Annotated in this window: 15 protein-coding genes and 1 tRNA gene; 9 read left to right on the forward strand and 7 right to left on the reverse strand. The window is 72.8% G+C overall.

The genetic code is table 11. The features are described 5' to 3' along the window. Nucleotides 1–12: 12 nt before the first annotated feature. From ACYVAP_RS06315 to ACYVAP_RS06325, 3 genes are all read right to left on the reverse strand, one after another. The gene (locus tag ACYVAP_RS06315; protein ID WP_498860006.1) at nt 13–3,927 is read right to left on the reverse strand and encodes a multifunctional oxoglutarate decarboxylase/oxoglutarate dehydrogenase thiamine pyrophosphate-binding subunit/dihydrolipoyllysine-residue succinyltransferase subunit; all 3,915 of its coding nucleotides are present in this window, start codon (nt 3,925–3,927) and stop codon (nt 13–15) included. A gap of 184 nt (nt 3,928–4,111) precedes the next feature. After that, nucleotides 4,112–5,206, reverse strand: a complete 1,095-nt coding sequence (locus ACYVAP_RS06320; protein WP_498860007.1) for a HAMP domain-containing sensor histidine kinase — start codon at nt 5,204–5,206, stop codon at nt 4,112–4,114. Further along, nucleotides 5,203–6,069: a response regulator transcription factor gene (locus ACYVAP_RS06325; RefSeq protein WP_498860008.1), complete on the reverse strand. Its 867-nt coding sequence runs from the start codon at nt 6,067–6,069 to the stop codon at nt 5,203–5,205. The genes ACYVAP_RS06320 and ACYVAP_RS06325 overlap by 4 nt, the downstream gene beginning before the upstream one ends. Nucleotides 6,070–6,349: 280 nt before the next feature. Here ACYVAP_RS06325 and ACYVAP_RS06330 point away from each other — a divergent pair, with 280 nt between their 5' ends. The 4 genes from ACYVAP_RS06330 to ACYVAP_RS06345 all read left to right on the forward strand — a co-directional run bounded on the left by ACYVAP_RS06330 (nt 6,350) and on the right by ACYVAP_RS06345 (nt 10,542). Beyond that, the gene (locus ACYVAP_RS06330) at nt 6,350–7,201 is read left to right on the forward strand and encodes a M23 family metallopeptidase (protein WP_498860009.1); all 852 of its coding nucleotides are present in this window, start codon (nt 6,350–6,352) and stop codon (nt 7,199–7,201) included. Next, complete coding sequence (tsaD, locus tag ACYVAP_RS06335) at nt 7,198–8,250, forward strand: tRNA (adenosine(37)-N6)-threonylcarbamoyltransferase complex transferase subunit TsaD (RefSeq protein WP_498860010.1); 1,053 nt, start codon at nt 7,198–7,200, stop codon at nt 8,248–8,250. The genes ACYVAP_RS06330 and tsaD overlap by 4 nt, the downstream gene beginning before the upstream one ends. A 78-nt stretch (nt 8,251–8,328) precedes the next feature. Further along, nucleotides 8,329–8,401 (forward strand) — tRNA-Arg (locus tag ACYVAP_RS06340). A 266-nt stretch (nt 8,402–8,667) separates the two neighbouring features. Next, on the forward strand, nt 8,668–10,542 hold the full coding sequence (locus ACYVAP_RS06345) for a bifunctional chorismate-binding protein/class IV aminotransferase (RefSeq protein ID WP_498860011.1): 1,875 nt from the start codon (nt 8,668–8,670) through the stop codon (nt 10,540–10,542). Nucleotides 10,543–10,552: 10 nt separating this feature from the next. On the opposite strand, the gene ACYVAP_RS06350 is transcribed toward ACYVAP_RS06345, so the two are convergent. Continuing rightward, nucleotides 10,553–12,844, reverse strand: coding sequence for a bifunctional alpha,alpha-trehalose-phosphate synthase (UDP-forming)/trehalose-phosphatase (locus ACYVAP_RS06350; RefSeq protein WP_498860012.1), 2,292 nt, complete (start codon nt 12,842–12,844; stop codon nt 10,553–10,555). A gap of 266 nt (nt 12,845–13,110) precedes the next feature. Here ACYVAP_RS06350 and lysA point away from each other — a divergent pair, with 266 nt between their 5' ends. From lysA to rho, 5 genes are all read left to right on the forward strand, one after another. Continuing rightward, a complete protein-coding gene (lysA, locus tag ACYVAP_RS06355; RefSeq protein ID WP_498860013.1) occupies nt 13,111–14,523 on the forward strand; it encodes a diaminopimelate decarboxylase family protein in 1,413 nt (470 codons plus the stop codon). Nucleotides 14,524–14,647: 124 nt separating this feature from the next. Next, nucleotides 14,648–15,985: a homoserine dehydrogenase gene (locus ACYVAP_RS06360; protein WP_498860014.1), complete on the forward strand. Its 1,338-nt coding sequence runs from the start codon at nt 14,648–14,650 to the stop codon at nt 15,983–15,985. Between the two features lie 5 nt (nt 15,986–15,990). Then, the gene (gene thrC / locus ACYVAP_RS06365; protein ID WP_498860015.1) at nt 15,991–17,049 is read left to right on the forward strand and encodes a threonine synthase; all 1,059 of its coding nucleotides are present in this window, start codon (nt 15,991–15,993) and stop codon (nt 17,047–17,049) included. Then, complete coding sequence (gene thrB, locus ACYVAP_RS06370; RefSeq protein WP_264451297.1) at nt 17,046–17,972, forward strand: homoserine kinase; 927 nt, start codon at nt 17,046–17,048, stop codon at nt 17,970–17,972. Before thrC ends, thrB begins: the two co-directional genes overlap by 4 nt. 344 nt (nt 17,973–18,316) lie before the next feature. Further along, complete coding sequence (gene rho / locus ACYVAP_RS06375; protein WP_264451296.1) at nt 18,317–20,401, forward strand: transcription termination factor Rho; 2,085 nt, start codon at nt 18,317–18,319, stop codon at nt 20,399–20,401. A gap of 102 nt (nt 20,402–20,503) precedes the next feature. Here the strand turns inward: rho and ACYVAP_RS06380 are convergent, their stop codons facing one another. From ACYVAP_RS06380 to ACYVAP_RS06390, 3 genes are read right to left on the reverse strand one after another with little or no spacing between them, the layout of a single operon-like run. Then, entirely contained in the window at nt 20,504–21,409 is a 906-nt protein-coding gene (locus ACYVAP_RS06380) for a carbohydrate ABC transporter permease (protein ID WP_137770477.1), read from the reverse strand. Next, nucleotides 21,406–22,401, reverse strand: coding sequence for a carbohydrate ABC transporter permease (locus ACYVAP_RS06385; protein WP_498860016.1), 996 nt, complete (start codon nt 22,399–22,401; stop codon nt 21,406–21,408). Before ACYVAP_RS06385 ends, ACYVAP_RS06380 begins: the two co-directional genes overlap by 4 nt. Next, entirely contained in the window at nt 22,398–23,684 is a 1,287-nt protein-coding gene (locus tag ACYVAP_RS06390) for an ABC transporter substrate-binding protein (RefSeq protein WP_498860017.1), read from the reverse strand. The genes ACYVAP_RS06385 and ACYVAP_RS06390 overlap by 4 nt, the downstream gene beginning before the upstream one ends. Nucleotides 23,685–23,704 lie beyond the last annotated feature (20 nt).

Here is a 23,704-nt window from a genome sequence, read left to right on the forward strand (position 1 = left end):
CTCTACCGGCGCTCAGGAGTGCAGCGCGCGCTGCACCAGGTCCTCCTGCTCGGCCTTGTGGGCGCTGTTGGAGCCGGTCGCGGGCGAGGCGGAGGCGGGGCGGGCGACCACGCGGAGCGTGCGGCCCACCTCGACGGGGAAGTTCATCGCCATGTAGGACCAGGAGCCCTGGTTGCTCGGCTCGTCCTGGACCCAGGTGAGCTCGGCGTCCGGGTAGGCCCCGAGCACCTCGACGAGCTCCGCGGTGGGCAGCGGGTAGAGCTGCTCGAGACGGACGATAGCGGTGTCGGTGATGCCGTCCTTCTCGCGGCGTGCCACGAGGTCCCAGTAGACCTTGCCGGAGGTGAGGATCACGCGGCGCACCTGCTGCGGGTCCACGGTCGTATCGGGCAGGACCGGGCGGAAGCCGCCGCTCGTGAAGTCCTCGACGGCGCTCACCGCGGCCTTGTTGCGCAGCATCGACTTCGGGGTGAAGACGATGAGCGGCCGGCGCGGCTCGAGCTTCGCCTGGCGGCGCAGCAGGTGGAAGTAGCTGGCCGGGGTGGACGGCATCGCGACGCGCATGTTGTCTTCCGCGCACAGCTGGAGGAAGCGCTCGATGCGGGCGGAGGAGTGGTCCGGCCCTTGGCCCTCGTAGCCGTGGGGGAGGAGCATGACCACACCCGAGTTCTGGCCCCACTTCTGCTCCGAGGCCGAGATGAACTCGTCGATGATCGTCTGCGCGCCGTTGGCGAAGTCGCCGAACTGCGCCTCCCACAGCACCAGGGCGTCCGTGTCCTCGACGGAGTAGCCGTACTCGAAGCCGAGCGCGGCGAACTCCGAGAGCGAGGAGTCGTAGACGTTGAAGCGGCCCTGGCCCTCGCCCAGGTGGTGCAGCGGGGTCCAGGACTCGCCGTCGGTGTGGTCCATGAGCACGCTGTGGCGCTGCACGAAGGTGCCGCGTCGGGAGTCCTGCCCGGCGAGGCGCACACGGCGCCCCTCGAGGAGCAGCGACCCGAAGGCGAGCAGCTCGCCGTAGGCCCAGTCGATCCCGCCCTCGGCGGACATCTGCGTGCGCTTCTTCAGCAGCGAGGCGAGCTTGGGGTGCACGGTGAAGCCCTCGGGCACCTCGGAGTGCGCCTGCCCGATCCGGGTGATGACCTCGGCGTCGACGGCCGTGTCCTCGTCGCCCGAGGACTCGCCGCCGCGCTGGGCGACGGGCTTCTCGAGCCCCTGCACGGAGCGCTCGGTCTCGCCCGCACCCGCGCCGGAGTCCTTGCGGGTCGAGGCGAAGGCCTCGTCGAGGTGGTCCTGGAAGTTCTTCACGAGCTTCCCGGTCTCCTCCTCGGTGAGCTCGCCGCGCTCGATGAGGGAGTCCATGTACACCTTGCGGGTCGTGGGCTTGTCCCCGATCAGGCTGTACATCTGCGGCTGCGTCATCGAGGGGTCGTCGCCCTCGTTGTGCCCGCGGCGGCGGTAGCAGACCATGTCGATGACGACGTCGCGGTGGAACTTCTGGCGGTACCGGAAGGCGATCTCCGCGACGCGCACGCACGCCTCGGGGTCGTCGCCGTTCACATGGAAGATCGGCAGCTGCGTCGACTTCGCGACGTCCGTGGAGTAGTAGGACGAGCGCGAGGAGTCCGGGAGCGTCGTGAACCCGATCTGGTTGTTGATGACCACGTGGATCGTGCCGCCCGTGCGGTAGCCGCGCAGCTCGGAGAGGTTGAGGGTCTCCGTCACGACGCCCTGGCCGGCGAAGGCCGCGTCGCCGTGCACCAGGATCGGCAGCACGGGGAACTCGGTGGGCTTCTCGAGGCGGTCCTGCTTGGCGCGGACGATGCCCTCGAGCACAGGGTTCACGGCCTCGAGGTGCGAGGGGTTCGCCGCGAGGTACACCTTGGTGGTGGAGCCGTCGACAGCGGTGAAGGTGCCCTCGGTGCCCAGGTGGTACTTCACGTCGCCGGAGCCCAGGTTCTGCCCGAAGTTGCCCTCGAACTCCTGGAAGATCTGGCCGTAGCTCTTGCCCGCAAGGTTCGAGAGGACGTTCAGGCGACCGCGGTGGGACATGCCGATGCCCACCTCCTCGATGCCCTCGTGCGCGGAGCCCTCGAGGATCGCGTCGAGCATCGGGATGACCGACTCGCCGCCCTCGAGCGAGAAGCGCTTCTGGCCCACGAACTTGGTCTGCAGGAAGGTCTCGAACGCCTCGGCGGCGTTGAGGCGGTCCATGATGTGCGCGAGCTCCTCCTTGGCGAAGGGGCGTCGCGGCGTCTCCATCTCCCGCTGGAGCCAGGCGCGCTCCTCGGTGTCCGTGATGTGCATGTACTCGATGCCGATGGTGCGGCAGTACGCATCCCGGAGCACCCCGAGGATGTCGCGCAGCGGCATCTCCTCCTTGCCGCCCAGCCCGCGCGTGGGGAAGATGCGGTCGAGGTCCCACAGCGTGAGGCCGTAGGTCTCGACGTCGAGGTCGGGATGGTGGCGCACGCGGTACTGCAGCGGGTCGGTGTCCGCCATGAGGTGGCCGCGCACGCGGAAGGCGTGGATGAGGTCCATGACGCGCGCGAGGCGCTCGGACTTCGAGTCCTTGAAGGGGTTGTCCGCGACCCAGCGCACGGGCTTGTAGGGGATCCGCAGCGAGGCGAAGACCCGGTCGTAGAAGCCGTCCTTGCCCAGGAGCTTGTCGGCGATGGCCTTGAGGAACTCGCCCGAGGCCGCGCCCTGGATGATCCGGTGGTCGTAGGTCGAGGTCATGGTCATGACCTTCGAGACCGCGAGATCGGCGAGGGTCTGTGGGCTCGCGCCCTGGAACTGCGCCGGGTAGTCCATGGCGCCGACGCCGACGATGACGCCCTGGCCCTTCATGAGCCGGGGGATCGAGTGGACGGTGCCGATGCCGCCGGGGTTCGTCAGCGACACCGTCGTGCCGGTGAAGTCCTCCATCGTGAGCTTGCCCGCCCGGGCCTTCCTCACGACCTCCTCGTAGGCGCGCCAGAAGCCGCGGAAGTCGAAGCGCTGCGCGGCCTTGATGTTCGGGACCACGAGTCCGCGGGAGCCGTCCGGGCGGGGCATGTCGATGGCGAGGCCGAAGTTCACGTCCTCGCGGACGAGCATGACGGGCTTGCCCTTCTCGTCGACGTCGAAGCCGTTGTTGAGGTCGCCGATCTCGGAGACCGCCTCGACCATCGCCCAACCGATGAGGTGGGTGAAGGACACCTTGCCGGCGCGGTGGCGCTTGAGGTGGTTGTTGATGACGATGCGGTTGTCGAAGAGCAGCTTGACCGGGACGTCGCGGACCGAGGTCGCGGTGGGGACGGTGAGCGACTCGTCCATGTTCCGCACGACGGCGGCGGCGGGGCCGCGCAGCTTGACGACCTCGGGCTCGCGCAGCTCGACCGTGGGGATCTGCGCGGTCGTGGTGGGGACCTTCGCGGGGCGGTCCGAGGTGGTGGAGACGGCGGCGCTCCGCGTCTCCTTCGCGGGCTGGTCGGTCACGGCGTCAGGTTCCTTCGCGGCGGGAGGGGAGTCGGTGGCGGCGTCCGGGGTGCGGTCCCCGGAGGCGGTGGTGCGGGGGGAGCCGGTCCCGGCGGGCTCCGGGGCGGGGGCCTGCGCGGCGGGCGCGGGCGCCGCGGCGGGCTCCTGCTCCGTCACGGGCTCCGCGGGCTCGGGGGCCGGGTCCGGTGCGCTCACCGTCGCGGGCCCGGGGGCATCGTCGCCCTCCTTGCCCGACGTGGGGGCGTCGGTCGATGCGGATGATGCGGGGGCCTGGGCAGCGGCGGGGGAGTCCTCGGCGGAGCGGGCGAAGTACTCCGCCCAGCTCGGGTCGACGCTCGCGGGATCCTGCTGCCACTGCTCGCGGAGCGCGTCCACGAGCCACTGATTGGGTCCGAAGTCCGGGGTCTCCGGAACGGGGGAGGTGTCCGGGCCCTGTGTCGTCTGTGACACTCTGAGATCGCCAGCCTTCTCACGGTCGGGTGATGCGGATGGCACCACCCTAACGGAGGCGGGGAGCACCGACGTCGCTTGTGCGCAGGTCCTTCACACACCGGGCCGCCCGGGTGGGGGAGGTCACCCCGCGCCGGGCGGTCGGAGGGCTCCCGCGGCCCGCGCGGGGCTCCTCCGGGAGGCCTCAGCGGAGGGGCGACGGCTCCTGCGGGAGCGTCACCCGGATGAGGGAGGAGCGCCCCGAGCGCGCCTGCTCGGCGCGGGGGTCGTCGAGGACCTCGATGCTGCCGCCGTGCAGCCCCACGGCCCAGCGGGCGATCGCGAGCCCCAGCCCGGTGCCGCCCGAGGAGTCCGGTGCACCGCCGCGCTGGAAGCGCTCGAAGACGCGAGAGCGGTCCTCGCGGGCGATCCCGGGCCCCTCGTCGTGCACGTCGATGCTCACGGTGCCGCGCGCCGCGTCGCCGCGCGCCATGATCCGGATCCGCCCGCGCGCGGGGGAGTGGCGGGCCGCGTTGTCGAGCAGGTTGTGGATGACCTGGTGCAGGCGCGCGGCGTCGGCCGTGACGGCGAGGTCCGGAGGCTCGACCTCGACGATCCAGCGGACGTCCCGCTGGCCGGCGGCGAGATCGGCCGCGTCCGCGACCTCGTGGAGGAAGGGGGTGAGCTCGACTCTCTCGAGGTCCAGCTCGACCACCCCGGCGTCCAGGCGGGAGAGGTCCAGCAGATGGTCCACGAGGAGGGAGAGCCGCTCGGTCTCCGCGAGGGCGACCTCGAGCGCGGCCGGATCGGGCTCGGTCACGCCGTCCACGAGGTTCTCGAGCTGGGCCCGCAGCCCCGCGACCGGGGTGCGCAGCTCGTGGGACACGTTGGCGACGAGGTCGCGCCGCAGCTGATCGGTGTGCTCGAGCTCGGCGGCCATCGTCGAGAAGGCCGCCGCGAGCTCCCCCACCTCGTCGCGGCTGCTCGCACGGATCCGCTGGGAGTAGTCGCCGCGGGACATGGCCACCGCGGCACGGGTCATCTCCCGCAGCGGCGAGGTCATGCCGCGGGCGAGCAGCTGCGTGACGACGAGCGCGAGGACCACGACGATCGGGATCGTCAGCAGCGGCTGCAGGCCCGCGTAGAAGCCGGCCCAGGCGAGCAGCGAGGCGACCGTGACGACGACCGCCACGAGCACGCCGAGCTTGACCTTGAAGGAGCTCACACGGTCCAGGGGACGCACGTCGAAGCGCTCCTCGACGCGGTGCAGGGCGGCGGCCCGGCGCTCGGCCGGGATCACGGTGCGGTGGAGGGTCCGGAGGGATCCCGGGGCTGCTCGAGGTCGGGGATGCCCGTGCCGGTGCCCGCGTCGGCGGGGAGGCCGCTCCCGCCGCCCTCGCCGCCGTCGGCGTCCTCCGGGGCCTCGAGCGCGTAGCCCACGCCGTGCACCGTGCGCACGAGGTCCGCGCCGAGCTTGCGGCGCAGCGCCTTGACGTGGGAGTCGACGGTGCGGGTGCCCGTCGCGTCGACCCAGTCCCAGACGTCGGCGAGGAGCTGCTCGCGCGTGAGCACGGTCCCGGGGGCCGTCGCGAGGCACAGCAGCAGGTCGAACTCCGTGGGGGTGAGGTGCGCCGGGACCCCGGCGCGCATGACGCGGCGCCCGGCCCGGTCGATGACGAGGTCGCCGATCTGGAGGGCGAGCTGCGGCTCGGCGGGTGCGCCGCCCGCGGGGGCCGGCGCGGGCGCGCGGCGCACCCGGCGCAGAAGGGCCTTGAGCCGGGCGACGAGCTCGCGCATCGAGAACGGCTTGGTCATGTAGTCGTCGGCGCCGACGCCGAGCCCCACGAGCATGTCGGTCTCGTCGTCCCGGGCGGTGAGCATGAGGACGGGGACCGGGTCCGCGGCCTGGATCCGGCGGCACACCTCGAGCCCGTCGAAGCCGGGGAGCATGACGTCGAGGACCACGAGATCGGGGTGGACCTCGAGCACCGTGCGCACCCCCGAGGGGCCGTCCGGCGCGGTCGTCACCTCCCAGCCCTCCGCGGTGAGGCGGTCCGCGATCGCCCGCGTGATCGTCGGCTCGTCCTCGACGACCACCACGCGCACGGGGTCCGCGCCGGGGGCCGAGGAGCTGCTGGGGGCAGGGAGTTCCGGGGTCGGCATGGCGTCACTGTAGACCGCGGTCCGGGGCGCGGTCTGGGGGTCGGGGGGCCGCGGGGTGGCGTCCGGGTATCGGGAGGGTCGGCTCCGACGGCGGCACGTCAAGAGCCCTTCCCCCTTTTCCCCAAGACCGCAAAAAGTCGGCAAAGGCCGCTGGCCCTGGCTCGAACCTCTCAGCGCGGGCCCCTAGGTTGGTACGCGTTGTTCGGAGACGCTCCTTCCCCCAGTCCGGCGTCGATCTCGGACCGATGCCCAGAACTGACGTAGGAAGCAGGCTGATCTCTTGGCGAATCATCGCGCCACCGGGCGGGCGAACGTCCGCAAGAGCCGGGTCACCGGCGGCACCCACCGCGACTCCACGCTGACCGCCGGAGTCGTCAAGGTCGGGGTGCTCGGAGCGCTCGCCACGGCGACCATCGCCGCCCCTCTCGCCGCTGCCGCCGCCGGGGTGGACGAGTCCCGGGCCGTCGCCGAGGTCGCGACCCCGGCCTCGGACGCCGTCCCCGCCCTCGCGGAGTCCGCCACCGCCCCCGTCGCGCTGCCCGTCGCCGACGTCGCCTCCGCGACCGCGACCCGCGGCGGCGCCGCCGCGGACCGCAGCCAGGAGCGCACCTCCACGGACAGCGCGGACGTCGCCGACGACGCGGCCGCCGTGGACCCGGCGACCGCCTCGACGGGCATCGAGGTCGAGGCCCCGGCCCCGGAGATCGTCGACGAGTCCACCGGTGAGGAGCTCACCGCGAGCGCCGAGGGCTTCATCCGCCCCGTGAGCGGCCCCATCACCTCCGGCTACGGCTACCGCATCCACCCCGTGCTCGGCTACGGCAAGGGCCACGACGGCGTCGACTTCGGATCCGCGTGCGGCACCCCGGTCCACGCCTCCGCGGCGGGCACCGTCGTCGCCGTCGAGCACAACTCCGCCTCCGGCAACCGGGTGAAGATCGATCACGGCGACGGCGTCGTCACCGGCTACTACCACCTGCAGGGCTTCAACACCGAGGTCGGCGCGAAGGTCGAGCAGGGCGACGTCATCGGCTACGTCGGCTCCACCGGCCGCTCCACCGGCTGCCACCTCCACTTCGCGAAGATGGACGAGTCCGGCACCTACTCCGACCCGATGGCGCTGCTGAAGTGACGCGCACCCCCGTCGTCCTCGGCGTCGAGTCCTCGTGCGACGAGACCGGCTTCGGGATCGTCTCCGAGGGGGTCCTGCTGGGCCAGGGCCTCGCCTCGAGCGCGGCCCAGCACGCCGGCTTCGGCGGCGTGGTCCCCGAGATCGCCGCCCGCGCCCACCTGGACGCCGCGGTGCCGACGCTCCGGCTCGCCCTCGCCGACGCCGGCGTCGAGCTCGGCGACATCACGCACGTCGCCGCCACCTCCGGTCCGGGCCTCGCGACGGCCGTCCACGTGGGCCTCGCCGCCGCGAAGTCGGTCGCCTGGTCGCTCGACGTCCCGCTCTACGGGGTGCACCACCTCGCCGGCCACGCCGCGGCGGACACCCTCGAGCACGGCCCCCTGCCGGAGCGCTCGATCGTGCTCATCGTCTCCGGCGGGCACACCTCGATCCTCGCCGTGGGCGACCTCGTGCGCGATCCCATCGAGCACCTCGGCGACACCCTCGACGACGCGGCCGGCGAGGCCTTCGACAAGGTCTCCCGCCTCCTGGGCCTCGGCTACCCCGGCGGCCCCGCGATCTCCCGCGCCGCGGCGGGCGGCGACCCCACCGCCTTCTCCTTCCCGCGCGCCATGCTGCGCCAGGGCGATGCGCCCTACACCTTCTCCTTCTCCGGGCTCAAGACCGCCGTCGCCCGCACCGTCGAGACCATCGAGCGCGCCGGCGAGGCCGTGCCCGTGGCCGACGTGGCCGCGAGCTTCGAGCAGGCCGTCGTCGACGTGCTCGTCACGAAGGCCGTGCGCGCCGTGCGCGACCGGGGCCTGGACACGCTCGTCATCGTGGGCGGCGTCGCCGCGAACGCCCGGCTGCGCGAGACCGCGCGGCAGCGCTGCGAGTCCCTCGGCATCACCCTGCGGATCCCACCGATCCGCCTGTGCACCGACAACGGCGCGATGATCGCCGCGATCGGCGATCTGCTCGTGCGCTCCGGTGCCGAGCCGAGCGGTCTCGGCATCCCCGCCGACCCCTCCGCCGTCCTCCACGGGGCCCAGCTGCCGCTCCTGCGATGAGGCCTGCCTCACTCCCACGCCCCTGCGGGGCGTGCACGGTCCGCTCGGGCCGCACGGCTTGCTAGGATGCCGGAGTCGGCCCGCGTAGCTCAGTGGATAGAGCGTCTGCCTCCGGAGCAGAAGGTCGTAGGTTCGAATCCTGTCGCGGGCACCCCTGACCCCGTCCGCCGGCCCTCGTGGCCGGGGGGCGGGGTCCTCTGGTCCCCGGGCGCCCGCCCCCACCGACGGACCGGTCGGGCGGCGGCGACCGCCCGGGGACGGTCCGCGTCGACGCGATCACCCCCGTCCTCGCGGAGGTGGACGTCTCCTCAGGGGGCAGGCGGGACCCCGTCGCGGAGGATCCCTCCTCCGGGACCTGCTCTAGGGTGGGCGCGGCGCCCCTCCCCGGCGCCCCCGTGACCGCACCCTGGAGGCCCCGTGCACCCCGCCGCACCTCGTGCCCGCTTCGAGGACCCGGGGACCGGGGAGGTGCTGCAGCTGAGCCGGGTGAGGGAGGAGATCGTCGCCCGCACCCCGGACCAGGTGCTCCCCGCCCTCCGCGCCGTCCAGGCGCGGGTCGACGCCGGGGCCTGGGCGGCCGGCATGATCGCCTACGAGGCCGCGCCCGGGCTGGACCCGGCGCTGACGGTCGCGCCCGGCCAGGCCCCGCTGCCGCTCGTGTGGTTCGTCATCGCCGACGCCCCTGATCAGCAGGACGTGGCCCGCGCTCCCCGCCCGCACGGTGACTACCGCACCGGGCCGTGGACGCCGCGGTGGAGCGCGGCCGAGCACGCCCGGGCCGTCGGCGCCGTGCGCGAGGCGATCGCCGAGGGCACCACCTACCAGGCGAACCTCACGACCCGGCTCGACGGCCGGATCGAGGGGGACCTGCTCGCCTGCCACCGCGATCTCCTGGACCGCCAGAGCACGCGCCACGGCGCCTACCTGGACCTGGGGAGCCATGTCGTGCTCGGGGCCAGTCCCGAGCTGTTCGTGCGGCGTGAGGGGGACCGGCTCACGACCCGGCCGATGAAGGGCACGGCGCCCCGGGGGAGCGGCCCCGCCGCGGATGCCGCTGCCCGCGCCCACCTGCTGCGCAGCCCCAAGGAGCGGGCGGAGAACATCATGATCGTCGACCTGCTGCGCAACGACCTGGCCCGCTGCGCCGAGCCCGGCACAATCGCGGTGCCCGCGCTGCTGGACGCCGAGCCCTATCCCACGCTGTGGCAGATGACGAGCACCGTCACGGCCCGCGCCGCCGCCGGGACCGGGCTCGCCGAGGCCATGACGGCGCTGTTCCCGTGCGGCTCGATCACGGGCGCGCCGAAGGCCTCGACGACGGCGCTGCTCGCCCGGCTCGAGGACGGCCCGCGCGGCGCCTACTGCGGCGCGGTCGGCTGGATGGCGCCGGCGCGCGACACCCCGGATGGTCGGCGGCCGGCGAGCAGCTCCTTCTCCGTCGCGATCCGCACGATCGTCGTGGACCGGGCCGACGGCGCCGCGACCTACGGTGTGGGCAGCGGGATCACGTGGGCCTCGGAGGCGGCCGCGGAATGGGAGGAGCTGCAGGTGAAGGCCCGGGTGCTCCAGGCGATCGCGCCGCGTCCGGCGAACCGGCCCCGTCCCGGGACGACGTCCGCTCCCGTCGTGCCGGTCGCCGACGGGGGTGCGGCGCCGGATCCCGCGGGCTTCGCGCTCCTGGAGACCCTCGCGGCGCGCGGGGGACGGCCCCAGGACCTCGAGGCGCACCTGGACCGGCTGGAGTCCTCCGCGGCGGAGCTCATGATCCCCTGCGACCGGCCCGCCCTCGCGGACCTGCTGCGGGACCGCGCGCGCACGGCGGGGGAGCCGGGGTCCGTGCTCCGGCTCGCGCTCGGCCTCGACGGGGCGGCCACGCTCACCGAGCGCCCGCTGCCCGCACCGTCCGAAGCCCCGGTGCTGCTCGCGCTCGACGACGAGCTCCAGGACCCGGACTCCCCGGCGCTCCGGCACAAGAGCACCGACCGGGCGCATCTGGAGCGGGCGCTCGAGCGGGCTCGCCGGCGATCACCGGCGGTGCAGGACGTGCTCCTGCGCGGGCGGGACGGGCGGGTCACCGAGTCCACGATCGCGACGCTGATCGCCCGCATCGACGGGTCCTGGTGGACCCCGCCGCTCGAGGACGGCTGCCTCCCCGGGGTGGGGAGGCGGCTCGCCCTCGAGGCGGGGGAGATCCGCGAGCGTCCCCTCACCGAGGCGGATCTGTGCGCGGCGGAGGGGATCGCCCTGCTCAGCAGCGTCCGCGGTCGACGACCCGCACGGCTCCTGGGCTGAGCCGGCCCGCTCAGCCGCGGGCGCGGCGCAGCGCGGCGAGGTGGGTGAGCAGCTCGCGCACCTGCGCGGTGCCCTCCACGCGCAGCCCGGCGCCCGTGTCGCCCGGCCCCACCTTGATGCCGAGGTCGTCGTCGCCGAGCTGGTCGAAGACCGTCTCGTCGGTGACGTCGTCGCCCAGGTAGAGCCAGGCGTCGGCGGCGCTCGCGCGGGCGAGGGCCTCGATCGCCACGCCCTTGTTCGCGTCCACGACGGAGAACTCGACGACCTCCTTGCCGGGGGTCACCGTGACGTCCGGGAGGCTCAGGGCGTACTCGAGCGCCGCCTCGGTCGCGTTCCCGGCGCCGCGGCCCCGGGCGCGGCGGGTGTGCAGCACGGCCGCGGCGGGCTTCGTCTCCACCTCCGCGCCCGGGTTCGCGCTCGCGATCCGGTGCAGGGTGCGGGTGATCGACTCGAGCAGCTGTTCCTTCTGCGGCGACATGGTCAGCGCGAAGGAGTCCAGGACCTCCGCGTGCATCCACGGCGGCAGGGCACCGACCTCCGCGCCGTGCGAGCCCACGAGCACGACCGAGCTCGGCATGCGCGTGTGGTGGTCGAGGTTCGTCAGCGAGCGGCCGGAGACGAGCGCCACCGAGACGCCCGGCATCTCCGAGAGCTCGCGGAGGGCGCCGATCGCCTCAGGATCGGCCTGCACGGCGTCCCGCTCGGCGACGATCGGCGCGAGGACGCCGTCGAAGTCGCTCGCGACGAGGATGCGGGGGACCTCCGCGAAGGTCCGCAGTCTCGCCTCGAGCTCGGCCTCGGGGGTGGGCGTCTCCCCGGTGAGCCGGATCCGGCGGGTGGTGATCTCGTCCCGGCCCACGCTCTCGAGCTCGTCGAGGAAGGCGTGGGCCCAGGCCTGCACGTCGTGGTCCATGACCTGGCGGCGCAGGGAGGTCATCGCCTCGCGCTGCTCGTCCTCGCCCATGGCGAGGGCTCGCAGGATCGAGGACTTCAGTTCGTCGATGTCGTGGGGGTTCACGCGCAGCGCCGCCCGCAGCTCGTCCGCGGCGCCCGCGAACTCGGAGAGCACGAGCACGCCCTGCTCGTCGGGGCGCGAGGCGACGTACTCCTTCGCCACGAGGTTCATCCCGTCGCGCAGGGCGGTCACGAGGACGACGTCGGCCGCCATGTAGAGGGCGGTCATGTCGCGGCGGTCGAAGGAGCGGTGCTGGTAGGAGATCGCGGGCCGGCCGATCGGCGCATGGTCGCCGTTGATGCGCCCGACGGTCAGCTCGACCTCGTCGCGCAGCTGCCGGTACGCGTCCACCCGCTCGCGGGACGGCGTCGCGACCTGGATCATGACGGCGTCGCGGGGGTCGATCGCGCCGTCGGCGAGGAGCTCGCCCCAGGCCTTCAGCCGGTGCCGGATGCCCTTGGTGTAGTCCAGGCGGTCCACGCCGAGGACGATCTTGGCGGGGTCGCCCATGTCCGCGCGCAGCTGGCGGGCGCGCTCCTGGATGTCCGGGTCCTCGGTGAGGTCGGAGACCGACTGCGAGTCGATCGAGATCGGGAAGGTGCGCGCCTGGACCTCGCGGGAGGGGGCCGTGCCCAGGCCCGGCACGGTGATGGTCTGGCCGTCGGTGTGGTAGCCGAGGAGCTTGCGCACGGCGGCCACGAAGTTCAGCGTGTCCCCCTCGCGCTGGAAGCCGAGGACGTCCGCGCCGAGCAGCCCGCGCAGGATCTGGTTGCGCTTGGGGAGCTGGCTGAACAGCTCGACCGGGGGGAAGGGGATGTGGTTGAAGAACCCGATGCGCGCGTCGGGCCGGGTCTCGCGGATCAGCGCCGGCACGAGCTGCAGCTGGTAGTCGTGCACCCAGACGATGCCGCCCGGGGCGGCGACCTCCGCGGCCGCGCGGGCGAAGCGGCGGTTCACGCTCTGGTAGTCGTCCCACCAGGTGCGGTGGAACTCGGGGTCGACGATGACGTCGTGGTACAGCGGCCACAGGGTCGCGTTGGAGAAGCCCTCGTAGTAACGCTCGACCTCGTGGCCGTCGAGCGGGACGGGGTACAGGTGCATGCCGTCCGCGACGAAGGGGGAGGGGGCCTCGCCCGTGCCGCCGGCCCAGCCCACCCAGGCGCCCGAGTCCACCGTGCGCATGACCGACTCCATCGCCGTGACGAGGCCGCCGGGGCTGGTCACCCACTCGGTCGCGCCGTCGGGGAGGGTCCGGGAGTCGACGGGGAGGCGGTTGGCGACGACGACGAGCTCGTGGCCCGCCTCCGGTCGCCGATCGTCCTCGGGGCCGGTCTGGGGATCGGGCATGGGAGCTCCTCCGTGTCGGGCCGGTGCGTACGGGGCCACGCTATCAAGTGCGATGCCTCACGCGGACCGCGGGAGCGTGGCGCCGGGAGCGCGCCGACAACGTCATGACCTGCGCGGACGGGCGGCGATGCGCGGGGCTCTGCGGGGCCGGGAGCAGTCGGGGCGGACCGTCGGCCGGACGGTCGGGGCGCGCCGGCGACGCCGCCGTCTAGGGTCGTGGCGTCGCCCCCGGTGACCCCGCCCCCGCAGACATCAAGGAGCAGCCCATGCGCGCCCACGAAGCCGGAGCCCTCCACGGCAACGACGCCGCCCCCACCTGGCTCCCGTTCCCCACCGACGTCAACGCGCTGATCCCCGGGCTGTGGTCGCGCACCACCGTGCGCGGGGCCGACGGCGCCCTCGAGGTGGGCGGCGTGAGCGTCACCCGGATCGCCGAGGAGGTGGGCACCCCCGCCTTCGTCCTGGACGAGGACGACTTCCGCGAGCGCGCCCGCGGCTTCCGCGACGCCTTCGCGGAGGCGTTCCGCCCCCACGCCGGCGCCCAGGTCTACTACGCGGGCAAGGCGTTCCTGTGCGGCGCCGTCGCCCGCTGGGTGCAGGAGGACGGCCTCGGCCTGGACGTCTGCACCGGCGGCGAGCTCGCCGTGGCGCTGCGCGCGGGCTTCCCCGCCGAGCGGATCGCCCTGCACGGCAACAACAAGTCCGACGCCGAGCTGCGCCGAGCGATCGAGGCCGGGGTGGGCCGCATCGTCGCCGACTCGCTCGACGAGATCGACCGCATCGACGCGCTCTCCGCCGAGGCGGGGGCCACGACCGCCGTCATGCTCCGCGTGACCACAGGCGTCGAGGCGCACACCCACGAGTTCATCGCGACCGCGCACGAGGACCAGAAGTTCGGCCTCTCCCTCAGCGGCGGCCGGGCCTTCGAGGGCGTGCGCGACGTGCTCGCGGCGGAGCACCTCGAGCTCGTGGGCCTGCACTCGCACATCGGCTCCCAGATCTTCGACACGGGCGGCTTCGAGGTCGCGGCGCGGCGCGTGCTGGACCTCGTCGCGCAGGTGCGCGACGAGCTCGGGCACACGATCACCCAGCTCGACCTCGGCGGCGGCTTCGGCGTCATGTACAACACCCAGCACACCCCCTCGACGCCCGAGGCGCTCGCCGCGGGCATCGCGGGCATCGTCGAGAAGCAGTGCCACGAGCTCGAGCTCGACGTGCCGCACGTGTCCTTCGAGCCGGGGCGCGCGATCGCCGGCCCCTCCACGCAGACCCTCTACGGCGTGGGCACCGTGAAGGACGTGAGCCTCGGCGGCCCGCACCACCGCGTCTACGTCTCCGTCGACGGCGGGATGAGCGACAACATCCGCACCGCGCTCTACGACGCGGACTACTCGTGCCTGCTCGCCTCCCGCGTCTCGGGGGAGCGGCCGGAGGTGGTGCGCGTGGTCGGCAAGCACTGCGAGAGCGGGGACATCGTCGTCAAGGACGAGTACATGCCGGCGGACGTCCATCGCGGGGACCTCGTCTCGGTGCCCGTGACCGGCGCCTACTGCTACTCCCTCGCGTCGAACTACAACCACGTGCCGCGCCCCCCGGTGGTCGCGGTCAAGGACGGCGAGCTGCGCACCCTCGTGCGCCGGGAGACGGAGGACGACCTCCTCGCCCTCGACATCGGCTGAGGCGGCGTGCGTCCGGGGAGCGCGTCTCATGCGTTCATCCCCGGACATCCGCCCGGCACCTGCTCGGATACAGTGCCGTGTGCCTCCCAGGCCGCCCCTGGACCCCGCGGAAGGACTTCACCCCATGGTCTCCACGACCCCCTCGCCCTCCGATCAGCTCCCTGCCCTGCGCGTCGCCGTGCTCGGTGCCGGGACCGTCGGGACCGAGGTCATCCGCCTGATCACGCAGCAGGGCGAGGACCTCGCCCAGCGCATCGGCGCCCGCCTCGAGCTGATCGGCGTCGCCGTGCGGGACGCCGAGCGCGACCGCGGCCCGCACGTGGACGCCGCCCTGCTCACCACGGAGCCGAGCGCGCTCGTGCGCGAGGCCGATCTGGTCATCGAGGTGATGGGCGGCATCGAGCCCGCCCGCGGGCTGCTGCTCGAGGCGATGGCGCACGGCGCGAGCGTCGTGACCGCGAACAAGGCGCTGCTCGCCCAGGACGCCGCCTCCCTCTACGAGGCGGCGGACGAGCACGGGGTGGACATCTACTTCGAGGCCGCCGTCGCCGGGGCGATCCCGATCGTCCGCCCGGTGCGCGAGTCCCTCGCGGGCGACCGCGTCCAGCGCGTGCTCGGCATCGTCAACGGCACCACGAACTACATCCTCGACGCGATGGCGAGCACCGGCGCGGGCTTCGACGACGCGCTCGCCTCCGCCCAGGAGCTCGGCTACGCCGAGGCGGATCCGACGGCCGACGTCGAGGGCCACGACGCCGCCGCGAAGGCCTCGATCCTCGCCTCCCTCGCCTTCCACACGCGCGTCGGCATCGGCGACGTGCACTGCGAGGGCATCACCGCGGTCTCCGCCCAGGACATCGCCGCGGCCGCCCGCATGGGCCGCACCATCAAGCTGCTCTCGATCGTCGAGCGCATCGAGGACGGCACCGAGGAGCGGGTCTCCGCCCGCGTCTACCCCGCCCTCATCCCGGACTCCCACCCCCTCGCCTCCGTCGCCGAGGCGTACAACGCGGTCTTCGTCGAGGCGGAGGCCGCCGGCTCCCTCATGTTCTACGGCCAGGGCGCGGGCGGTGCGCCCACGGCCTCCGCGGTCATGGGCGACGTCGTCTCCGCCGCCCGCCACCGGGTCTCCGGGGGAGTGGGGCCCCGCGAGTCGAACTACGCGGACCTCCCGGTCGCCTCGATCGACGAACTGCGCAGCGCCTTCTACGTCTCCCTCACGGTGCAGGACCGGCCCGGCGTGCTCGCCGAGATCGCCGGCACCCTCTCCCGTCACGGCATCTCGATCTCCACGATCCACCAGGAGCTCATCGAGGCCGACGAGGACGCCCCGGGCCGCGCGCACATCGGCATCACCTCCCACCGGGCGCTCGAGTCCGCGATGACCGCCGCTCTCGACGACTTCTCCTCCACCTCCGCCGTCCTGTCCATCGACTCCGTCCTGCGCATCGAAGGAGAATGACCCGCATGGCACACCAGTGGCGCGGCGTCCTCGCCGAGTACTCCGATCACCTGCCCTTCTCCTCCACGGACACGCTGCTGAGCCTCGGTGAGGGCGGGACCCCGCTCGTCGCCGCGCCCGCGCTGTCGGCGAAGGTGGGCGCCGAGGTCCACATCAAGGTCGAGGGCCAGAACCCGACGGGCTCCTTCAAGGACCGCGGCATGGTCTCCGCGATGTCGAAGGCGCTGAACGACGGGGCCACCACCGTCGTCTGCGCGTCGACGGGCAACACCTCCGCCTCCGCCGCGGCCTATGCGGCCGCCGCCGGGCTCACCTGCGTGGTGCTGCTGCCCGAGGGCAAGATCGCCGCGGGCAAGCTCGCCCAGGCCGTCGTCCACGGGGCGAAGCTCGTGCAGGTGCAGGGCAACTTCGACGACTGCCTCGAGATCGCGCGCAAGCTCGACGCCGAGCATCCCGTCGAGCTCGTGAACTCGGTGAACCCCTACCGCCTGCAGGGGCAGAAGACGGCCGCCTTCGAAGTCGTCGACGCGCTCGGCGGTGCCCCCGACCTCCACCTGCTGCCGGTGGGCAACGCGGGCAACATCTCCGCCTACTGGATGGGCTACCAGGAGTACCGCGAGAAGGGGATCTCGGACTCCGTGCCGCGTATGTGGGGCTTCCAGGCCGCGGGCGCGGCGCCGTTCGTCGCCGGCCGCCCGATCCTCGACCCGGAGACGGTCGCGACCGCGATCCGGATCGGCGCCCCCGCGTCGTGGGACCTCGCCGTCGCCGCGCGCGACGACTCCGGCGGCAGCATCGACGCCGTGACCGACGAGCAGATCCTCGCCGCGCAGGCCCTCCTCGCCGCCGAGGTCGGGATCTTCGTCGAGCCGGCCTCCGCGGCGGGCGTCGCGGGGCTGCTGCAGAAGGCCGAGCAGGGCCAGGTCCCCGCCGGCGCCCGGATCGTCATCACCGTGACCGGCAACGGGCTCAAGGACGTGGACACCGCGCTCAGCGGCCGCGACCTCACGCCGACCGTCATCCCCGTGGACATCGCCGCGGCCGCGGAGGCCATGGGACTGTGAGGATCGAGCACTCCCGCGTGCGGGTGCAGGTCCCCGCGACCTCCGCGAACCTGGGGCCGGGCTTCGACGCGCTGGGCCTGGCGCTCGATCTCGTGGACGACCTCGAGCTCGAGGCGACGACGGGCGGCGTGGAGGTCCGCGCCGAGGGCGAGGGCGCCGGCTCCGTGCCGACGGGGGAGGAGCACCTGGTGGTGCGCGCCCTGCGGCGCGGCCTCGACCATGCGGGCGCCCCGCAGGTGGGCGTGCGCCTGCGTACCCGCAACCGCATCCCGCACGGCCGCGGCCTCGGCTCGAGCGCCGCGGCGACGGTCGCGGGCCTGCTGCTCGCCCGCGGGCTGCTCGCGGATCCCGCGGCGCTCGACGACGACGCGGTGCTCCAGCTCGCGACCGCCTTCGAGGGCCATCCCGACAACGCCGCGCCCGCGCTGCTCGGCGGGGCGGTGCTCTCCTGGACGGAGGCCTCGCGCGGCGAGGAGCGGGCCCGCGCCGTGAACCTGGCGCTGCACGGGGAGGCGCTGCGACCGCTCGTGCTGCTTCCCCGCACCACCCTCGCGACGCACCAGGCCCGCGGCCTGCTGCCCGAGGAGGTCCCGCACGGCGACGCGGCCTTCAACGCCTCGCGCGCGGCGCTGCTCGTGCATGCCCTGGCCACGGATCCGTCGCTGCTGCTCACAGCGACCGAGGACCGTCTGCACCAGGAGCAGCGGGCGCCCGGCATGCCGGAGAGCGTCGAGCTGCTGCGGGTGCTGCGCCAGGAGGGGCATCCCGCGGTGATCTCCGGGGCCGGCCCCTCGCTGCTCGTGCTGCGCGGTGACCGCGCGGAGGTCGCGCAGCTCGTGCGGCGCGTGGTCGCCGAGCCCGCCGCCTGGCGCATCGCGGCCGTGCCGCTGCGCGAGGACGGCGCCCGCTGTGTGGTAGATTGACCGCGCGTCCAGGCGGCGAAGACCGCGGGCGGGCTGGCACCACACCCCGTACCCGACGTCTCCGATGCTCCCGTCAGCTCACTGAGAGTTCAGTTTCCTGACTGCACCGCCTGCCCCGTGCCCCGCAGGATCTCGCGCATCGCATCTTCGCGCGCACCCCTGCGCTCCGGCGCCGGCGCACCCCCAGAACCATCCCGCAGGCCGGTCCCCGATGCCCCGCACCGCTGATCAGGCACCTGCCCGCCGAGTCCCGGCCCCTCTGCCGGTGCACGCCCCAGCCCCGGGCCTCGGCCCATGCTGATCCACACGGGACCGCACGACGGTCCGACGAGGAAGGACATCGGGTGAACGACACCACCCCCACCGCAGGCGGATCCTCGGATCTCGCCGCGAAGAAGCTCCCCGAGCTGCGAGCTCTCGCCGCCGAGCGAGGTATCCGCGGCGCCGGCCGCCTCCGCAAGGGCGAGCTCGTCGAGGCCATCCGCACGGGCCGTGTGCCCGCGGCGACCACCGAGGCCGCGGCGCCGCAGTCCGCGCCGCGCGAGCAGCGCGCCCCGCGCGAGGAGCGACCCGCCCGTGAGGAGCGCGGCGCCTCCCAGCAGTCGGCGCCCGAGCTCGCGATCCGCCTGCCCGAGGGCGGCGAGCGTCGTGAGGAGCAGGGTGCCCGCGAGGGTCGTCGCTCCCGCGGCGGCCGCTCCGGCGGTGAGAACCAGGACCGCGGCGCGCAGTCCGCGGAGTCGACGTCGGCCCCCGCCGATGCGCCCTCCGGCGAGTCCGCCCCCTCCGGTCGCGGCGACCGCTCCAACTCGCGCGGTGAGCGACAGGACCGTGGCGACCGTCAGGACCGCGGAGACCGTCAGGACCGCGGCGACCGCAACGATCGTCAGGACCGCGGCGACCGCAACGATCGTCAGGACCGTGACGGTCGTCAGGACCGCCAGGACCGCGGCGACCGCGGCCAGCAGCGCGGCGACCGCCCGGCGCGCGTCGAGGACATCGAGCTCCCGGACCGCTCCGGCGAGTCCGACGACCGCGACCGCGGCGGCCAGGACGACGACGACCGCCGTTCCCGCGGCCGCAGCCGCACCCGCTCGCGCGACCGCAAGCGTCGCGGCCGCGGCCAGAACGACCAGGGCGGCTACGGCAACCAGGGAAGCCAGGGCAACCAGGGCGGTCAGCGCGGCGACGACCGCCAGGACGACCAGGTGCGCGACGGCGAGGAGCTCGTCTCCGTGGCCGGCATCCTCGACATCCGTGACAACAACGCCTACGTGCGCACCACCGGCTACCTCCCCGGTCCGAGCGACGTGCACGTGAGCATCAACCAGGTGCGCAAGTACGGCCTGCGCAAGGGCGATGCGCTCACCGGTCTCGTCAAGGCCCCCCGCGACGGCGAGGAGCAGCAGCACGTCGAGCAGCAGTACTCCGGCGGCCGCAACCGCCGCGGCAAGGGCGGCAACCAGGGCAAGGGCAACTACTCCTCGCTCGTCCAGGTCGACGCGATCAACGGCATGACCCCCGAGCGGGCCCGCCAGCGCGTGGACTTCGGCAAGCTCACCCCGCTCTACCCGGACTCCCGGCTGCGTCTGGAGACCACGGGCACCTCCGTCGCCCCGCGGATCATCGATCTCGTCTCGCCGATCGGCAAGGGCCAGCGCGGCCTCATCGTCGCGCCGCCGAAGGCGGGCAAGACGATCATCATGCAGCAGATCGCGAACGCGATCACCCAGAACAACCCGGAGGTCCACCTCATGGTGGTGCTCGTCGACGAGCGCCCCGAGGAGGTCACCGACATGCAGCGCACGGTCAAGGGTGAGGTCATCGCCTCGACCTTCGACCGTCCCGCCTCGGACCACACGATCGTCGCCGAGCTCGCCATCGAACGGGCCAAGCGTCTCGTGGAGATGGGCCGCGACGTCGTCGTGCTGCTGGACTCCCTCACCCGCCTGTCGCGCGCCTACAACCTCGCGGCGCCCGCCTCGGGCCGCATCCTCTCCGGCGGTGTCGACGCCTCGGCGCTCTACCCGCCCAAGCGGTTCTTCGGCGCGGCGCGCAACATCGAGAACGGCGGCTCGCTGACCATCCTCGCCTCGGCGCTCGTGGAGACGGGCTCGAAGATGGACGAGGTGATTTTCGAGGAGTTCAAGGGCACCGGCAACATGGAGCTGCGGCTGTCCCGCCACCTCGCGGACAAGCGCATCTTCCCGGCCGTGGACGTCAACGGCTCCGGCACCCGCCGCGAGGAGGAGCTCATGGGCAAGGAGGAGCTCGCGATCATGTGGAAGCTCCGCCGTGTGCTCGGCTCCCTCGAGCAGCAGCAGGCGCTCGAGCTGCTCCTGGAGCGGGTCAAGAAGACCCAGTCCAACACCGAGTTCCTCATGACGGTCCAGAAGAACACGCCGAGCGTCGGCCAGCGCGCCGCCGACTGACCTCGCCCCGCACGGCCGACGGGCCGTCCCGCACCACCGCTCGGTGGTCCGGGACGGCCCGTCGGCCGTTCTGCGGGGTGAGGGGATCCGGTCCCCGGTCCCTCAGCCCTTGAGGGCACCCGCGGCGATGTTCGCGATGAAGTGCCGCGATCCGATGATGAACACACCGATCAGCGGGAGCACGCTGACGAGCGCTCCCGCCATCACCATCCCGTAGTCGGTGAGGTAGAGGGAGTTGAGGTTCTGCAGGGCGGTCTGCAGGGTCTGCCTGCCCGGGTTCACGAGCACGATGAGCGGCCACACGTAGTCGTTCCAGGCGGTGATGAAGGTGAAGATCCCGAGGAACGCGAGACCGCCGCGCATCATCGGCACGCCGATCCGCCAGTACGTGGTGAAGAACCCGGCCCCGTCGATGCGCGCGGACTCGACGAGCTCGTGGGGGATCGACCCCGCCGCCATCTGACGCAGCAGGAAGATGCCGAAGGCGTTCGCGGCGCCCGGCACGATGAGCGCCTGCAGCGTGCCCACCCAGCCGATCGAGGACATGAGCATGAAGCTCGGCACAAGCGAGAGGCTGCCCGGGATGAGGAACGTCGCGAGCATGAGCACGAACAGCACGTTGCGGCCCGGGAAGTCGTACTTCGCGAACGCGAAGGCGGCGAGCGAGTCGAAGAACATCACGAGCACGGCGCACAGGGTCGAGACGATGATCGTGTTCAGCAGGGCGCCGAGGATGTCGACGCTCGAGAACAGGTTCTGCAGGTTCGTCACGAGCGAGTCGCTGGGCCACAGCCGGGGCGGGTAGCCGAAGATCTCCCCGGTCGTCGAGGTCGACATGACCGCGAGCCAGTAGAACGGGAAGACGGACAGCAGCACGCCCACGAGGATCAGCACGTGGGTGAGCACCTTCTCGACGCGGTCCGCGAGGATCGCGCGGCGGTCGCCCGCGGTGCGGCGCGCGGCGGGGGCGGGGCCCGCGGCGGTGCGGGTGGGGTCGGCGGTGGTCATGAGCGCGCTCCCTTCGAGCGGCGGGCGGCGCGCGGCGTGCGGTCACGCTCGCTGAGCAGGCGCCAGTTGATGATCGCGAAGATCGAGGCCATGACGAACAGGGCCCACGCGATCGCGGAGCCGTAGCCGAAGTCGAACTGGGTGAAGGCCTGGTTGTACTGGTAGAGCACGATCGTCATGCCGGCCTCGCCCACGCCGCCCTCGTTGCCGAGCAGCACCTGCGGCTCCGTGAACAGGCTCAGGCCGCCCACGGTCGAGGTGATGACGGTGAAGAGGATGACCGGTCGCAGCATCGGCACGGTGACCCGGGTGAAGATCTGCCAGGTCGAGGCGCCGTCCATCTTCGCGGCGTCGTAGAGGTCCGTGGGGATCGACTGCAGGCCGGCGAGGTAGATGATCGCGTTGTAGCCGGTGAAGCGCCAGATCACCATGACGGCGATCGTCACCTTGATGCCCCAGCTGCTCGAGAGCCACGGGATCGAGTCCGCGCCGATCGCCGTGAGCGCGGAGTTCACGAGGCCGAAGGAGTCGGAGAAGACCGAGCCGAACACGATCGCCATGGCGACCATGGAGGTGACGTTCGGGAGGAAGAACGCGACGCGGTAGATGCCGCGCAGGCGGATGTTCTGGTGGAGCAGGAAGGCGATCCCGAGCGCGAGCGCGAGCATCGGCACCGTGGAGAGGAACCAGATGATGAAGGTGTTCCCCACGGCGTTCCAGAAGCGGCTGTCCTGGATCAGGTAGGCGTACTGGGCGAGACCGGCGAACTCGATCTTCCCCATGCCGTCCCAGTTCGTGAAGGACAGGACGATCGAGAAGAGGATCGGGAACAGGCCGAAGATCAGGAACAGCACGTAGAAGGGGCTGATCGCGAGGTACTGGGGCCAGTGGGCGCGCAGGGCGCGCCAGCCCTTCTCGTGGCTGCGGGGGACGGCCGCGTCGGTGCGACGGGCTCCGGCGGCGGAGGGGGCGATGGGCGTGGTGGCGCTCATGAGAGCACTCCTCTCTTGGTGAGGACCTTCTTCGCCGCGGCGACGGCGTCGTCCCATGCGGCGTCGGGGTCCTTGCCGGAGGACTCGACGTTGTCGAGCTCGAGGGCGAAGCTCCCGGAGACGAGCGACTCCCAGGTGGAGATGAAGGAGCTGGGCACGGACTCCGCGGCCTTCGAGAAGAAGGCGAGCGGGTCCTGGTCGCCGAAGAAGTCCCCGGAGTAGCTCAGGGAGTCGAAGGAGGCGGGGCAGGAGGGGAAGAGCTGGACGTCCTCGTAGGCGCGGGCCTGGTTCTCGGGGGTGTTGATCCAGCGGATGAAGGCCATGGCGGCCTCGGGGTCCTTGCAGGTGCGGGGGATCGCGGCGAAGGAGCCGCCGGAGTTGCCGGGGCGCACGGGCTGCTCGGCGATGCGCCACATGCCGGCGGTGTCCGGGGCGGACTCCTGGAGGATCTGCGCCCACCAGGCGGCATTGATGTGGCCGGCGGTGGTGCCGTTGGACCAGGCGGCGTTCTGGTCGGGGCCGCGGGCGTCGGGGATGCCGGCGGTGATCCCGGCCTCGATCGCGGCGACGGCCGTCGTCCAGGCCTCGCGCACGGCGGAGCCGTCCTCGAGGTAGAGCGGTGCATCGTTCTCGTCGAGGTAGCGCTCGGGGCTCGCGTTGAGGAACTGGTCGTAGACGTGGCGGGCGGTGTTGACGAGCCTCGCCTTCGTCGCGCCGAGCAGCTCGGTGCCCAGCGCGATCCAGTCCTCCCAGGTGGTGACCGCGGCGGAGACCTCGTCCGGGGAGGTGGGGAGTCCGGCCTCCTCGAAGACGTCCTGGCGGTAGAAGAAGCCGGTGGGGCCGATGTCGAGCGGGAAGAAGCAGAAGCGTCCCTCCGGGGTGGTGCCGAGGTCCCACTTCCAGGGGTAGTAGTCGTCCTTGACCTCGTCGGCCCCGAGCTCGGCCATGTCGAGGAACTGGTCCTCGTTGCGGAAGTAGAGGGCGTTGTTGGAGTTGATGTACGTGATGTCCGGGATGTAGGCGCCACCGGCGAGGCTCGTGCGCAGCTTCGTGTCGAAGGTGGTGCCGATGACGTCCGCCCGCACGTGGGCGTCCGATCCGGGGATGGAGGTCGCGGCCTCCTCGAGCAGCTCGGGGCTCGCCGAGCGGTTCCAGTACCAGAGCACGAGCTCGTGGGGGTCGTCCGAGATCGACGCGTTCGAGCCGCAGGCGGAGAGGCCTGCGGCGCCGAGGCCCGCGAGTCCTGCGGCCTGCAGCAGCCGTCGTCGTGTGGGTGGTGTCATGGGCGCTCCTCGTCCTTGAG

This window comes from Brachybacterium horti, assembly GCF_054777615.1.

What these genes read in the sequence shown, in the direction of transcription:
- ACYVAP_RS06325 (WP_498860008.1), bottom strand. Translation starts at nt 6,069, where the DNA reads ATGCCGACCCCGGAACTCCCTGCCCCCAGCAGCTCCTCGGCCCCCGGC.
- ACYVAP_RS06360 (WP_498860014.1), top strand. Translation starts at nt 14,648, where the DNA reads ATGGTCTCCACGACCCCCTCGCCCTCCGATCAGCTCCCTGCCCTGCGC.
- ACYVAP_RS06390 (WP_498860017.1), bottom strand. Translation starts at nt 23,684, where the DNA reads ATGACACCACCCACACGACGACGGCTGCTGCAGGCCGCAGGACTCGCG.
- ACYVAP_RS06350 (WP_498860012.1), bottom strand. Translation starts at nt 12,844, where the DNA reads ATGCCCGATCCCCAGACCGGCCCCGAGGACGATCGGCGACCGGAGGCG.
- ACYVAP_RS06380 (WP_137770477.1), bottom strand. Translation starts at nt 21,409, where the DNA reads ATGACCACCGCCGACCCCACCCGCACCGCCGCGGGCCCCGCCCCCGCC.
- thrC (WP_498860015.1), top strand. Translation starts at nt 15,991, where the DNA reads ATGGCACACCAGTGGCGCGGCGTCCTCGCCGAGTACTCCGATCACCTG.
- ACYVAP_RS06385 (WP_498860016.1), bottom strand. Translation starts at nt 22,401, where the DNA reads ATGAGCGCCACCACGCCCATCGCCCCCTCCGCCGCCGGAGCCCGTCGC.
- lysA (WP_498860013.1), top strand. Translation starts at nt 13,111, where the DNA reads ATGCGCGCCCACGAAGCCGGAGCCCTCCACGGCAACGACGCCGCCCCC.